13 protein-coding genes are annotated in these 13,674 nt (G+C 70.2%); 5 read left to right on the forward strand and 8 right to left on the reverse strand.

Translation table 11 applies throughout. The annotated features are described in order from the left end of the window. Positions 1 to 130 precede the first annotated feature (130 nt). From sucD to MFF13_RS07035, 6 genes are all read right to left on the reverse strand, one after another. The gene (gene sucD, locus MFF13_RS07010) at positions 131 to 1,021 is read right to left on the reverse strand and encodes a succinate--CoA ligase subunit alpha (RefSeq protein ID WP_147750979.1); all 891 of its coding nucleotides are present in this window, start codon (positions 1,019 to 1,021) and stop codon (positions 131 to 133) included. Between the two features lie 29 nt (positions 1,022 to 1,050). Next, positions 1,051 to 2,223, reverse strand: a complete 1,173-nt coding sequence (locus tag MFF13_RS07015) for a malate--CoA ligase subunit beta (RefSeq protein WP_147750978.1) — start codon at positions 2,221 to 2,223, stop codon at positions 1,051 to 1,053. Positions 2,224 to 2,456: 233 nt separating this feature from the next. Further along, positions 2,457 to 3,083 (reverse strand): methenyltetrahydrofolate cyclohydrolase, encoded by a 627-nt coding sequence (fchA, locus tag MFF13_RS07020; RefSeq protein WP_147828292.1) that lies wholly within the window; start codon positions 3,081 to 3,083, stop codon positions 2,457 to 2,459. A gap of 18 nt (positions 3,084 to 3,101) precedes the next feature. Then, entirely contained in the window at positions 3,102 to 3,962 is an 861-nt protein-coding gene (locus MFF13_RS07025) for an NADP-dependent methylenetetrahydromethanopterin/methylenetetrahydrofolate dehydrogenase (RefSeq protein WP_147750976.1), read from the reverse strand. Positions 3,963 to 4,173: 211 nt separating this feature from the next. Beyond that, positions 4,174 to 5,112 (reverse strand): D-2-hydroxyacid dehydrogenase, encoded by a 939-nt coding sequence (locus MFF13_RS07030; RefSeq protein ID WP_147750975.1) that lies wholly within the window; start codon positions 5,110 to 5,112, stop codon positions 4,174 to 4,176. A gap of 142 nt (positions 5,113 to 5,254) precedes the next feature. After that, positions 5,255 to 6,466, reverse strand: a complete 1,212-nt coding sequence (locus tag MFF13_RS07035; protein ID WP_147763491.1) for an aminotransferase class V-fold PLP-dependent enzyme — start codon at positions 6,464 to 6,466, stop codon at positions 5,255 to 5,257. A 696-nt stretch (positions 6,467 to 7,162) separates the two neighbouring features. Between MFF13_RS07035 and MFF13_RS07040 the strand changes: the two genes are divergently transcribed. From MFF13_RS07040 to rnhB, 3 genes are all read left to right on the forward strand, one after another. Next, complete coding sequence (locus tag MFF13_RS07040; RefSeq protein WP_238271599.1) at positions 7,163 to 7,984, forward strand: UDP-2,3-diacylglucosamine diphosphatase; 822 nt, start codon at positions 7,163 to 7,165, stop codon at positions 7,982 to 7,984. Continuing rightward, on the forward strand, positions 7,981 to 9,051 hold the full coding sequence (locus MFF13_RS07045; RefSeq protein WP_147828295.1) for a glycosyltransferase family 4 protein: 1,071 nt from the start codon (positions 7,981 to 7,983) through the stop codon (positions 9,049 to 9,051). The genes MFF13_RS07040 and MFF13_RS07045 overlap by 4 nt, the downstream gene beginning before the upstream one ends. Positions 9,052 to 9,114: 63 nt before the next feature. Continuing rightward, the gene (gene rnhB / locus MFF13_RS07050) at positions 9,115 to 9,771 is read left to right on the forward strand and encodes a ribonuclease HII (RefSeq protein WP_238271602.1); all 657 of its coding nucleotides are present in this window, start codon (positions 9,115 to 9,117) and stop codon (positions 9,769 to 9,771) included. Positions 9,772 to 10,077: 306 nt separating this feature from the next. Here rnhB and MFF13_RS07055 read toward each other — a convergent pair whose 3' ends face one another. Continuing rightward, on the reverse strand, positions 10,078 to 11,196 hold the full coding sequence (locus MFF13_RS07055) for a PA0069 family radical SAM protein (RefSeq protein ID WP_147832371.1): 1,119 nt from the start codon (positions 11,194 to 11,196) through the stop codon (positions 10,078 to 10,080). A gap of 176 nt (positions 11,197 to 11,372) precedes the next feature. Here MFF13_RS07055 and MFF13_RS07060 point away from each other — a divergent pair, with 176 nt between their 5' ends. Then, positions 11,373 to 11,891 carry a hypothetical protein gene (locus MFF13_RS07060; RefSeq protein WP_147832372.1) on the forward strand — a complete coding sequence of 173 codons (519 nt, stop codon included), beginning with the start codon at positions 11,373 to 11,375 and terminating at the stop codon, positions 11,889 to 11,891. Positions 11,892 to 11,894: 3 nt separating this feature from the next. Here the strand turns inward: MFF13_RS07060 and moaB are convergent, their stop codons facing one another. Then, positions 11,895 to 12,449, reverse strand: coding sequence for a molybdenum cofactor biosynthesis protein B (moaB, locus tag MFF13_RS07065; protein WP_147832373.1), 555 nt, complete (start codon positions 12,447 to 12,449; stop codon positions 11,895 to 11,897). Between the two features lie 143 nt (positions 12,450 to 12,592). On the opposite strand from moaB, the gene selD reads away from it, so the two are divergent. Next, a complete protein-coding gene (selD, locus tag MFF13_RS07070; RefSeq protein ID WP_238271604.1) occupies positions 12,593 to 13,642 on the forward strand; it encodes a selenide, water dikinase SelD in 1,050 nt (349 codons plus the stop codon). Positions 13,643 to 13,674 lie beyond the last annotated feature (32 nt).

Consider the following 13,674-nt stretch of genomic DNA (forward strand, 5'->3'; position numbering starts at 1 on the left):
CGGCCCCCTCTCCCGTGCGGGAAAGGGTTGGGGTGAGGGATGCAGGTCCATCCGGAGAGGGCATCCCCCTCATCCTGTCCCTCACCGGACGGGTGAGGGAACTCGCGCTTTCAGGTTCGCGCGTCGAGCGTTACGCCGCCCGGCGCATCACCTCGGCCACGGTGTCGCCGAACGAGCCCGGGTCCGGCGCCACGGTGAGGCCGTAGGAGCGCATGATCTCGGCCTTCTCGGCGGCGCTGTCTCCGGTGGCGGAGATGATCGCGCCGGCATGCCCCATGCGGCGGCCCTTCGGCGCGGTGAGGCCGGCGACGAACCCGATCACGGGCTTGGAGAAGTTCGCCTTGATCCAGGCCGCGGCCTCGGCCTCCTGCGGGCCGCCGATCTCGCCGATCATCAGCACGGCCTCGGTCTCGGGGTCCTGCTCGAACAGGGCGAGGTGGTCGAGGAAGGACGATCCGTTGATCGGGTCGCCGCCGATGCCGACCGAGGTCGAGATGCCGATGCCGTGCGCCTTCATCTGCGAGGCGGCCTCGTAGCCCAGCGTCCCCGAGCGCGAGATCACGCCGACGTTGCCCTTCAGGTAGATGTGGGGCGGCATGATGCCGAGCATCGACTTGCCGGGCGAGATGATGCCGGCGCAGTTCGGGCCGACCACCATGGTGCGGCGCTCCTTGGGGTAGCGCATCAGGTAGCGCTTCACCCGCATCATGTCCTGGGCCGGGATGCCGTCGGTGATCGAGCAGACCAGCTTCAGCCCGGCGTCGGCCGCCTCCATGATCGCGTCCGCGGCGAAGGGCGGGGCGACGAAGGTGATCGAGGTGGTGGCGCCGGTGGCCTCGACCGCGTCCTTCACGGTGTTGAACACCGGCAGGCCGAGATGGGTCTTGCCGCCCTTGCCGGGGGTGACGCCGCCGACGACGTTGGCGCCGTACTCCTTCATCTCCTTGGCGTGGAAGGTGCCCTTGTCGCCGGTGATGCCCTGGACGATGATCGGGGTGGTCTCGTCGATGAGAATGCTCATGGCGGGTTCCTTCGCTTATCTCACGGACGTCAGTGCTTGGTGCCGTCGCAGGCCTCGACGGCCTTGCGCGCGGCGTCCGACAGGGTCTCGGCGGTGATCAGGTCGAGCCCGCTCTCGGCGAGGATGCGTTGCCCGGCCTCGACGTTGGTGCCGGCCAGCCGCACGATCAGGGGCACCTCGATCTTCACCTCGCGGGCCGCCTGGACCACGCCCTCCGCGACCCAGTCGCAGCGGTTGATGCCGGCGAAGATGTTGACGAGGATCGCCTTCACGTTCTTGTCCGAGAGGACGAGGCGGAAGGCGGTGGCGACGCGCTCAGGCGAGGCGCCGCCGCCGACGTCGAGGAAGTTCGCCGGCTCGCCGCCCGCGTGCTTGATCATATCCATCGTCGCCATGGCCAAGCCCGCGCCGTTGACGATGCAGCCGATCTCGCCCTCGAGCCCGATGTAGCTGAGGTTGTGCTCGGCGGCCTGGGCCTCGCGCGGGTCGCCCTGGGACGGGTCGTGCATGTCGGCGATGTTGCGACGCCGGAACATCGCGTTGTCGTCGAACGACATCTTGGCGTCGAGCGCCAGCACGCGGTCGTCCTTGGTGACGACGAGCGGGTTGATCTCCAGCATCGTGCCGTCGCAATCGCGGAACGCCCGGTAGGCGTTCATGATCGTCTTCACCGCGGCCGAGACCTGCTTGATGTTGAGCCCGAGCTGGAACGCGATCTCGCGCGCCTGGAACTGCTGCAGGCCGACGGCCGGCTCGACCACCACCTGGATCAGCGCCTCGGGCTCGTTCGCCGCGATCTCCTCGATATCCATGCCGCCGCGCTGCGAGGCGATGACGCGGACGCGCTCGGCCTTCCGGTCGAGGACGTAGCCGAGGTAGAGCTCGCGCTCGAACGGGTCGGCGGTCTCGACGTAGACCCGTTGCACCGGCTTACCCTCAGGGCCGGTCTGCAGGGTGACGAGGCGCTTGCCGAGAAGCTCGCGGGCTGCGTCGCGGACCTCGTTGTAGGTCCGGCACAGCTTGATTCCACCGGCCTTGCCGCGGGCGCCGGCATGGATCTGCGCCTTCACCGCCCAGAACGAGCCGCCGAGCTCGGTCGCCGCGTAGACGGCCTGGTCGGCACTGAAGGCGACGGCACCCTTGGGAACCGCGACGCCGAAGCTCGCGAGCAGTTCCTTGGCCTGGTACTCGTGCACGTCCATCGGGCGCCTCCTTCCGTATTGTTCTTCGATACGGTTCTACGCCCTCATTTTACTTTGGGGGAGGCCGATGCCGCATCAAATTTTTTTGCATTCTCGTTGAGTTCGCCTTGATCGGCGAAGGAATGCTTGGATTGTGCTTGCTGCGACGCAGCATATCGCGGCCGAGACGGGTCGCGAACCACGCGGCATCGGATCGACGGCTTCCGTGAGAACGCCGCCGACCCGGACGCGCCTCAGTTCACCTTGGCCTTGACCACGTCGTAGACCTTCTCGTTGAGGTCGCCGGCGTCGCCGAGCAGCCCTTCGAGTTCCTTCAGGCGCGCGTCCGCGAAGTCGCGGTCGTCGAGGCCCTTCGCGTTGACGTAGACGTTGAGGGCGGCGCTGCGCAGGCCGGCATGGGCCGTGAGCACGGCCACGCCCGCATCCGAGATGACGTTGAGGTTGCCCTTGTCGGCCACCACCTCGGCGAGGTCGATCACCGCGCGGCAGGCGCGGCAGCAGGCGAGCGGAACGTCGGTGGCGACCTTGAGCGCCGCCTGGATCTTCTCCGCCCGGGCGGCCTTCTCCTCGTCGGTCGCCTTCGGGAGCCCGTAGGCGCCCATCACCGCGTCGAAGGCGGCGACGTCCTCGGCGATCATGCCGGTGAGCTGCGCCCGCAGTGCCTCGGACTGCGCGAGCATGTCCTCGAGCTCGGCCTCGACCTCGACGTACTTCTTCTTGCCGATGGTGAGGTTGCACACCATCGAGACCAGGGCTGCGCCCATGGCGCCGGAGATGGCGGCGGCACCGCCGCCGCCGGGGGTCGGGGCGGCGCTGGCCAGCCCGTCGAGGAAGGTGGCGATCGTATCGTGCTCGGCCATGCGCCCCACTCCCTTTGTTCAGGCCATCTTCTTGGCGAGGGCGTAGATCTCCTCGGCGTCCAGCACCTGCTCGGTGCTGTCGAAGAGCTGCCCGACGCAGGCGCGGTGGAGCTTCAGCTTGAGGCCGCCGATCCCCAACGCGCCGAACGACTTCTTGCCGTGGCGATCCTTGCCCTTGTCCATGGCGTCGATGCCGCCGAAGCCGAGCGGCGGCTGGGCGTTGTAGTCGGCCACGAACTCGATCGAGGCCTCGTCCTTCCAGGCCGATTCGGGCAGCAGCTCGATGCCGATGGCGCCGGCCGAGAACACGAGGTTCTTGCCCTTGACGATCTCGGCGCGCGAGGCCTCGTCGGGGGTGGCGGCCGCGGTCACGGCGACGCCGAAGCGCTTGTTGACGGCGTCGGCCGCGGCCTGTGCCCGGTCGAACTGCCGGGCGGCGATGACGACCTCGGCGCCTTCCTTGGCCAGCAGCGCGGCCGAGCGCATGCCGACGGGGCCGGTGCCGGCGAGCACGACGGCCTTCTTGCCTTCGAGCGAGCCTGCGGCCTTCGCCACCAATGCGACGCCGGCTGCGGCGGTGGTGTTCGAGCCGTTCGAATCGAGCATGGTCGAGACGCGGAACGGGCCGAAGAAGCGTTTCTTCACCGCGGCGAGGACGGCCTCGCCGGCCGCCATGTTGCCGCCGCCGACGAAGATCGCCGTCGACTTCTTCTCGGAGCCGCCGCGGGTGTAGATCGTGCCGTCGACCAGCGCCCCGACGTTCTCCGGGGTCACGCCTCCGTAGCCGGTGATGTGGTCGGCGCCGCCGTCGTACCCGACGACCGTGTCGAACACGGACGGCATCGCATCGGTGTCGAACAGGAACAGAAGCTTCTTCATGGTGCGTCCTCTCGTCCGCGTCTCGGCGCGGCTGGCGTTTGGTGTTGAATTCGAGGTTCGGGCGCCCTCCCCCGCGACGTCACTCCGGGGCGCCGAAGGCGAGTCCAGAATCCAGAGCCGCGGATGCGGACGGTTGGAACAATCCCTGCGTGTCTAGCTTCCGGGCTCCGCTTTGCGGCCCCGCGGTGAGACTTCCGACGCGCTTCGGGGCCTAGACCACGTTCTGCGGCGTGCCGGCGACGTAGGCCTCGACGTTGTCGACGAGCTGGTCGGCCAGGATCTGCATCGCCTCCTTGCTCGCCCAGGCCACGTGCGGCGTGACGATGAGGTTCGGCAGGTCGAGGTCGCACAGGATGTTGCCGTCCTTGGGCGGCTCCTGCACCACCACGTCGAAGCCGGCGCCGCCGATCGTGCCGGCCTTGAGCGCTTCGGCGAGCGCCGCCTCGTCCACGAGGCCGCCGCGAGCGGTGTTGATGAGGATGGCGTGCTTCTTCATCTTCGCCAGCTGCTCGGCGCCGATCATGTTCCGGGTCTCGGGCGTGAGCGGCGCGTGCAGCGTGATCACGTCGGACTGGGTCAGGATCGTCTCGAAGTCGACGAGGCCCTCCTGCGGGAAGACGTCGTAGGCGATGACCTTCATGCCGAGCGCCTCGGCCCGCTGGCCGATTGACTTGCCGAGCGCGCCGTAGCCGACGATGCCGAGCGTCGAGCCGGCGATGTCGTGGATCGGGTAGTCGAAGTAGCAGAACTGGGTGGACTTGTTCCAATCGCCCCGGCGCACCGAGTTGGCGTACGGCACGATCGCCCGCCGCAGGGCGAAGATCAGCGCGATGACGTGCTCGGGCACGGTGTTGAAGGCGTAGTTGCGGATGTTGACGACGGTGATGCCCTGAGCCTTGGCCTGGGCCTTGTCGACCACGTCGGTGCCGGTGGCGGCGACCGCGATGAGCTTGAGGTCGGGGAGCTGCTTCAACGTGTCGGCGCGCATCGGCACCTTGTTGATCAGCGCGATCTCGGCGCCGGCCAGCCGGGAGACGATCTCCTCCGGCGTCCAGGTCGAATCGTATTCCTTGTAGTCGTGCGGGAAGTTGAACGGCCGGACCGTGGCGTCGAGGGACTCGCGGTCGAGGAATACGATCTTCTTCGTCATGGAACGCCTTTCATGCGACGGCCGGATCGAGTCTCAAGCCCGCGACGCGTCGGCCGCGGCGATCCCGATCCAGTTCGAGATGATCCCCTCTCGTCCGGGTGTGCGCGGGGGCGTCGCCGCCCCCGCGCGATGGCCTTCGTCGTCAGCCGCGGGAGAGCGGGTTTTCGCGCAGGTAGCTCGACGCCGCCGCGACGCCCGAGCCCGGCGTGACGTGCACGCCGCAATCGATCATCGCCATCTCGGCGCCGGCGATCGCGCCCAGCAGCGACAGCTCGTTCAGGTCGCCGAGGTGGCCGATGCGGAACACCTTGCCCGCGACCTGGCTGAGGCCTGCGCCCAGCGAGAGGTTGTAGCGGTCGTAGGCGTGCTTGATGATCTTGGCCGCGTCGACGCCCTCGGGCGCCAGGATCGCCGTCACCGTGTCGGAGTTCCACTTGGGCTCCTTGGCGCAGGTCTTCAGGCCCCACGCCGCCACGGCCTGACGGGTCGCCTCGGCGAGCACGTGGTGGCGGTGGTAGACGTTGTCGATGCCCTCTTCGCGGATGCACGTCAGAGCTTCGCGCAGGCCGTAGAGCAGCGGCAGCGGCGGGGTGTAGGGGAAGTAGCCGGTGGGGTTCTGCTTCAGCTGGTCCGACCAGGCGAAGTAGACGTGGCCGAGACGGTCGTTGCCGCCCGCGCCGCCGCCCTCGGAGATCTTGATCGCCTTGGCGCTGGCGCAGAGCACGCCGAGGCCGGCCGGCAGCATGAAGCCCTTCTGCGAGCCGGCGATGGCGCAGTCGACCTTCCATTCGTCCATCTTGAACGGCAGCGAGCCGATCGACGAGATGCCGTCGACGAACAGCAGCGCCGGGTGGCCGGCGGCGTCGATCGCCTTGCGGACGGCGCCGATGTCGCTGGTGACGCCGGTCGCCGTCTCGTTGTGGACGACCATCACGGCCTTGATCTTGTGGTCGGTGTCGGCGCGCAGGGCCTCACCGATCTTCTCCGGGTCCGCGCCGGTGCCCCAGGCCTCGTCCTGCACGATCACGTCGAGCCCGAGGCGCTGGGCCATGTCGACCCAGAGGTGGCTGAACTGGCCGTAGCGGGCCGTCAGGACCTTGTCGCCGCGGCAGAGGGTGTTGGCGAGCGCCGATTCCCAGATGCCGGTGCCGGAGGACGGATAGAAGATGATCGTGCCGGCCTCGGAGCCGAACACGATCTTGGCGTCCTGGAACAGGGGCTTCACCAGCGCCGGGAAGTCCGGCGAGCGGTGGTCCTCCGAGGGGACGTGCATCGCGCGCAGCACGCGGTCCGGGATGTTGGTCGGGCCGGGAATGAAAAGGTGGTTGCGTCCGGGGCGCCGCGTTGCAGCCATGGGTGTGTCCTCCGATTACCAAGATACGTTGGCCGGCAAGCCGGCGTCAGGAACGATGCGCCGGCAGGCGGCGCATGGGCGTGTGGTGATCCGTGGGCGTTCTGGCGAGCGGTGTGCCGAACCGGCGCGGCCGGAAGCGCGCGGGATGGCTGTCCCGCGCGGAACTTCCGCGTCGTCGGTCGGTCGCATCGCCGGGCGATGCGGAGCGGCGGAACGGTCTTGCACCGCTCGCGGTCGCGGCATGGATCCATGCCGGTCGCCTCCGATAGCCTTCGTCTTCCTTGCGTCGGCCGTGCCCGGCGCGCAAGCCGCTCGACGCGGATCCTGCACGCCGGAATTCCGACGACCTTCGGCACTGTCCTCCCCGTCGTCCCGCCCCGGGCCACGATTCAAGTCGACCCATCCGGCCGCCCCGCCACGAAGGCAAGGCCGGCCGCCCGGGTCGGCGATCCCTTGGCCGTCTCCGGCGCCCGCCTTTCGGCAGGTGATCGCTTTGCGTCCATTATGGACACCGAAGCCTCACAAGCAAAACTGGAAAAACTTCCCGGATGGCGAAAAAAAATTGTCGTGCACTGCAACAATCGCGCGAAGGACCTTCGTGTTGCTTGCTGCATCGCAGCATCGAACGGACGCCACCGTCATCAAACTGAGACGCGTTTCCGGTTTGGCTCGGCCGAAGACCGCCGGGAGATGCTCGTGGCCGACGACACGGAAGGGACGACCCGCGTCCGCAGCCTGTTCCTCTCAGACCTGCACCTCGGCACCCGTGGCTGCCAGGCCGGGCTGCTGCTGGACTTCCTGAAGGACTACGACGCCGACACGCTCTACCTCGTCGGCGACATCGTCGATGGCTGGCAGCTCCGCTCGGGCTGGTACTGGCCGCAGGGGCACAACGACGTGGTGCAGAAGCTGCTGCGCAAGGTGCGCAAGGGCTCGAGCCTGGTCTACGTGCCGGGCAACCACGACGAGTTCCTGCGCGACTACATCGGCACCACCTTCGGCGGCATCGAGATCGCCGAGAGCCGCATCCACGAGGCGGCCGACGGGCGGCGCTACCTCGTGATCCACGGCGACCAGTTCGACATGGTGGTGCGCCACGCCCGCTGGCTCGCCCACCTGGGCGACGGCGCCTACACCGTCGCGCTGTTCGTCAACACCGGCCTGAACAAGCTGCGCCGGCGCCTGGGCCTGTCCTACTGGTCGCTCTCGGCCTGGGCGAAACTGAAGGTGAAGAACGCGGTCAACTTCATTGGCGCGTTCGAGACCTTCCTCGCCGACGAGGCCCGGCGCCAGGGCGCCGACGGGGTGATCTGTGGCCACATCCACCACGCTGCCGACCGGCACATCGACGGGTTGCGCTATCTCAACACCGGCGACTGGGTCGAATCCTGCACCGCCCTCGTCGAGCATTACGACGGCCGCATGGAGGTGCTGCACTATCCGACCATCCTCCGAGCCCGCGCGGCGGAGGCCGAGCGTGCGGCGCTTCCGGCGCCGGACCGCCGGGCCGTCGCGTGAGGCTGCTCGTCGCGACCGACGCCTGGGCGCCGCAGGTCAACGGCGTGGTGCGCTCGCTGGAGCGCATGGCCGAGGCCGCCCCCGCGCGCGGCTTCGAGCCGTTCTTCCTGACCCCGCGCGACTTCCGCTCGCTGCCGATGCCGGGCTATTCCGAGATCCGCCTCGCCCTCGCCGGCGCCCGCGGCATCGGCGTGGCCTGGGAGCGGATCGACCCGACCCACGTGCACATCGCCACCGAGGGCACCATCGGCCACGCGGTGCGCCGGCTCTGCATCGCCAAGGGCCGGCCCTTCACCACCAGCTACCACACCCGTTTTCCCGAATACCTCGCCGCCCGCGCGCCGATCCCGGAGGCGTGGAGCTACGCCTGGCTGCGGCGCTTCCACCGAGCCGCCAGCGGCACGATGGTCAGCACCGCCTCCCTCGAACACGAACTCGCCGGCCGCGGCTTCCGCAACCTGATGCGCTGGACGCGGGGCGTCGACACCGAGCTGTTCCGCCCGGCCGAGCCGGAGGCGCCGCCGCCCAAGGCGCTCGACGGGTTGCCGCGCCCGATCTTCCTGTTCGTCGGCCGCGTGGCGGTGGAGAAGAACGTCGCCGCCTTCCTCGGCCTGGACTTGGCCGGCAGCAAAGTGGTGGTCGGCGACGGGCCGGACCGCGCCCGGCTCGCGGCCGCCCACCCGCAGGCGCGCTTCCTCGGCACCCGCACCGGCGCGGAACTCTCCGCCCTCTACGCCGCCGCCGACGTGTTCGTGTTCCCGAGCCTCACCGACACCTTCGGCATCGTGCTGCTCGAAGCGATGGCCTGCGGCCTGCCGGTGGCGGCCTACCCGGTGACCGGCCCCCTCGACGTCGTCGCCGGGACCGGCGCCGGCGTGCTCGACGCCGACCTGCGGACGGCGTGCTTGGCCGCCCTACGCATCCCGCGCTCCCAATGCCGCGCCGAGGCGCTGCGGCGGACATGGGCCGAGAGCGCCCGCCAGTTCTTCGGCAACATCGAGAGCGCGCACGCCCACGCCGCCGACCTCGCCCTGCCGGCAGGCGCCGAGGCGGCGCTGCTCGGCTGACGGGGTGACGGGCCGAACGAGGAATGCGAAGGGTCGCGGCCCCGTGGAGACGCGACCCGCCCCGTGCCCCCCTTCGATCCCGCCCGCGCCGCCGAATATCCCGCCGTCATCGGCTGCGACGAGGTCGGGCGCGGGGCCCTGTGCGGCCCGGTGGTGGTCGCAGCGGTGTGGTTCGACCCCGTCACGATCCCACCGGACCTGCTCGCCCGCCTCGACGACAGCAAGCGCCTCAAGGAGCCTTTGCGCGAGGCGCTGACGCCGCTGATCCGAGCGCATGCGCGCGTCGCGGTGGCTGCCGGCTCGCGGGCGCTGATCGACCGCGTCAACGTTCGCGTCGCGACCCTCGACGCCATGCGCCGGGCGGTGCTGAAGCTGTCCCTCGACGCGCCGGTGCTGGTCGACGGGCGGGACGCCGTCCCGGGCCTGTCGCAGCCCTGCCGCGCCATCGTCGGGGGCGACGGCGCGGTGCCGCAGATCGCCGCCGCCTCGATCGTCGCCAAGACGTTCCGCGATGGGCTGATGCGGGTGCTCGCCCGGCGCCATCCGCATTACGGCTGGGAGCGCAACGTCGGCTACGGCGCCCCCGTGCACCTCGCCGGCCTGAAAGCTCACGGCCGCAGCCCGCACCACCGGCTCAGTTTTACGCGGGGGTACGGCGAGGGCGGCAGTGGGACGGGGCTTGCGAAGGATGTCGCAGCGGTGCCCGTCCCCTCTCCGTGAGACTTCGGCGATGCCGAACCTGGCACGGGTTCCCCTCTCCCCGCGTGCGGGGAGAGGCCCGGCTGCACCTTGTCGTGCAGCCGGGTAGCGCAGGCGCAGGCGAAGCGGCGGTGATGGGGGCGACGGATAGGGTTCCTCCGTTGCAGCCCCCTCACCGTCGGCTGCCGCCTCGCTTTGCCGACGACGAGGTCGGCAAAGCCCTTTCCCGCGCGCGGGGAGAGGAGATGCGCGCAAGGCGAGCGCCAGAAGCGGAAGCGTGCGAATCCTGTGCCCGAATGGGGGAAAACGCGGCCCCCTCGCCTCCCGTCACAACAGCGAAAACTGCTCCCCCGGCTTGGCGAAAGCTGAGGCGTCGAGGGTGATGCGCGCCTTCGCGTAGCCGAGCCGCGTTTTCGCCAGGCGCATCCGCGTCGCGATCAGGTCGGCGTAGGCGCCCTCCCCGGTCATGCGCTTGCCGAAGGTGGCGTCGTATTCGCGGCCGCCGCGGGCCTGTGCGATCAGGGAGAAGACGTGACGTTGTCGCCCGGGATAGTGCTCGGCGAACCAGTCGGCGACGAGGTCCTTCAGTTCGTGTGGCAGGCGCAGCAGCACGTGGTTGGCCTCCCGCGCCCCGCAGGCGCGCGCCTCGGTCAGGATCGCCTCGATCTCGTGGTCGTTGAGCGAGGGGATGATCGGCGCGACGATCACCATCACCGGGATGCCGGCTTGGCTGAGCGCACGAATCGCCTCGAGGCGCTTGCGCGGATGCGGCGCGCGGGGCTCCATCTTCCGGGACAGCACCGGATCGAGGGTCGTCACCGAGACCGCGACCTTCACGAGGTTCCGCTCGGCCATCCCGGCGAGGATGTCGATGTCGCGGGTGACGAGGTTGGATTTCGTCACGATCCCGACGGGATGGCGCAGGCGTGCCAGCACCTCCAGCACGGCCCTTGTGATGCGGTGCTCGCGCTCGATCGGCTGGTACGGGTCGGTCGCCGTGCCGAGCGCGATGGTCTGCGCCTCGTAGCCCGGCGCCGACAGCTCGCGCTCCAGCAGGCGCGCCGCGTCCGGCTTGGCGAAGAGCTTTGTCTCGAAGTCGAGCCCGGGCGACAATCCGGTATAGGCGTGGTTCGGCCGCGCGAAGCAGTAGACGCAGCCGTGCTCGCAGCCGCGATAGGGGTTGATCGAGCGATCGAACGGGATGTCGGGCGAGGTGTTGCGCGTGATGATCCCGCGCGCCCGCTCCAGCGTCACCTCGGTCCGTCGCACCGGCCCGGGCTCGTCGGAAGGCCAGCCGTCGTCCAGGCTTTCGCGCCGGATCGCCTCGAACCGACCGTCCGGGTTGGCGGTGGCGCCCCGTCCGCGCACCGAGTCCTGCGCCGGCGTCGTTGCGGCGAGCCGGCGTGGGCTCGATTCGAGTTCGGACACATGGCGGGGTGCGGACATCGTGATGGGGGCGCCCCGGCGTGAAAGCTGTCTACAATAGAACATAGCAGGAACGAAATCGACGGGATACGCCTCGATTTTAGGCAAGTTCTCAGCGTTTGTGGCAACCGCGCAACGCAAGCGCGTCGCGTCGCGGCCGAGCGTCCTCGCTGGCCGAAAATACGTTATGCGCGACCATGATCTCCGCCCTGGTTCTCGTCGCCGACCCCGGCGACGCCGACGCGCTCGACCGTCTGGCCGACTCCCTGGGGGCGCTCGTGGCGGGCGTCGCCGCCGGTCTCGTGGGCGATGCGGTGATCGTGGCGGCGGCGATGGACCCCGGCGTCGACACCATCGCCGACGCCACAGGTGCCAGCCTCGTGGTGATGCCGCCCGGAGCGAACCCCTGGGTCGCGGGGGCGGCTTTGGCGCGCCGCGACTGGGTCTTGTGCCTCGAGGCCGGCGACGTGCCGGGGGATGGCTGGATCCGCACCCTCGACCGGTTCGTCGGCACCGCGGGCGCCGACTCCCTCGGACGGCTGTCGCGTCCGCATGCGAGCCTCGCGACGCGGCTCGCGGTCTGGGCCGAGGCGATGGTCGGCGCCGGGGTGGCGCGGCCCGGCGACGTGGTCCGGCGCGACCGCCTCACCGAGGCCGGCACGTTCGCGCCTCGGCTGACGCCGCGCCGGCTCATCGCCCGGATCGACCGGGCGTGAGGGTCACGCGGTGACGGAGGCGCCCCGGCGCAGGTGCTCGTCGAGGCGCGGCATGATCTCGACGAAGTTGCAGGGGCGGTGCCGGTAATCGAGCTGGCTCGCGAGGATGCCGTCCCAGGCGTCGCGGCAGGCGCCGGGCGACCCCGGGAGCACGAAGACGTAGGTCGCGTTGGCGACCCCCGCCGTCGCCCGCGACTGCAGCGTCGAGGTGCCGATCTTGTCGTAGGAGATGCGGTGGAACACCGCCGAGAAGCCGTCCATCCGTTTCTCGAACAGCGGCTCCAGCGCCTCCGGCGTCACGTCGCGCCCGGTGAATCCGGTGCCGCCGGTGGTGATCACCACGTCGACGCCGGGATCGCGGGTCCAGCCCTCGACCGTCTCGCGGATCGCCGAGACCTCGTCGGGCACGATGGCGCGGGCGGCGAGCGCGTGGCCGGCTGCGGTCAGCCGCTCCGCAAGGGTGTCGCCGGAGCGGTCGTCCTCCGGCCCGCGCGTGTCCGAGACGGTGAGCACCGCGATCGACAGGGGGACGAAGCTGCGGGCAGGCGTGTCGGGCATCGAACGGTCTCCGAGATGTTCGCCCGGAATATGGGCCGTCGGCGCCGATTGTCCCATCCGTCGCCGCCGTGGCGGATCGCGGGCGCGATCCGTGGTATCGGCCCGACGACATGACCGATCCCATCGAACTTCGCGGTGCTCCCATGGATGCGTCCCCCGTCCGCCTCACCAGCCTCGCCCATGGCGGCGGATGCGGCTGCAAGCTCGATCCCGCGATCCTCCGGTCGCTGCTGGCCGACCAGCCGATCGCCGGGCCGTTCGAGCGCCTGCTCGTCGGCAACGAGACCGCCGACGACGCCGCCGTGTGGGCGCTCGACGACGGCACATGCGTCATCGCCACCACCGACTTCTTCACGCCGATGGTCGACGACCCGCGCGACTTCGGACGGATCGCCGCCACCAACGCGATCTCCGACGTCTACGCCATGGGCGGCCGCCCGATCATGGCGCTCGCCATCCTCGGGATGCCCGTCGGCAAGATCGCGCCCGAGGTCGTCGCCGAGATCCTGAAGGGCGGCGCCGCGACCTGCGCCGAGGCCGGCATCCCGATCGCCGGCGGCCACTCGATCGACACGCCCGAGCCGATCTACGGGCTCGCGGTGATCGGCATCTGCCGCCGCGAGGACGTGCGCCGCAACGCCGACGCGCGGGTCGGCGACGTGCTGATCCTGACCAAGCCGCTTGGCGTCGGCGTCTACTCCGCCGCGATCAAGCGCGACGCCCTACCGGCGGGCGGCTACGCGGACTTCGTCGCGACGACGACGCTGCTGAACAAGGTCGGCGCCGAGCTCAGTCCCGATCCGGACGTCCACGCCATCACCGACGTGACCGGCTTCGGCCTGCTCGGGCACGGGCTCGAGTTCGCCCGCGGCGCCGGCTGCCGCCTCGCGATCGACTGGGCGGCGGTGCCGCTGCTGCCCGCGGCCGAAGCGCTCGCGCGGGACGGCTTCGTCACCGGCGCGTCCCACCGCAACTGGACCGCCTTCGGCGCCGACGTCGCGCTGCCCGACGGTTTTCCCGAATGGGCGCGGCACCTGCTCACCGATCCGCAGACCTCCGGCGGCCTGCTCGTCGCCTGCGCGCCCGAGCGCGCCGACGAGATCCTCGCCCGCATCCGCGCCGCCGGGCATCCGGCCGCGGCGATCGTCGGGCGGGCGGAGGCGGGTGCGGCCGGCATCCGCGTCGCGCTCTGAGGCTGCACGCGGAAGGCGATCTTCACCAATCG

The sequence above is a fragment of the Methylobacterium cerastii genome (genome assembly GCF_022179125.1).
GTDB lineage: Bacteria > Pseudomonadota > Alphaproteobacteria > Rhizobiales > Beijerinckiaceae > Methylobacterium > Methylobacterium cerastii.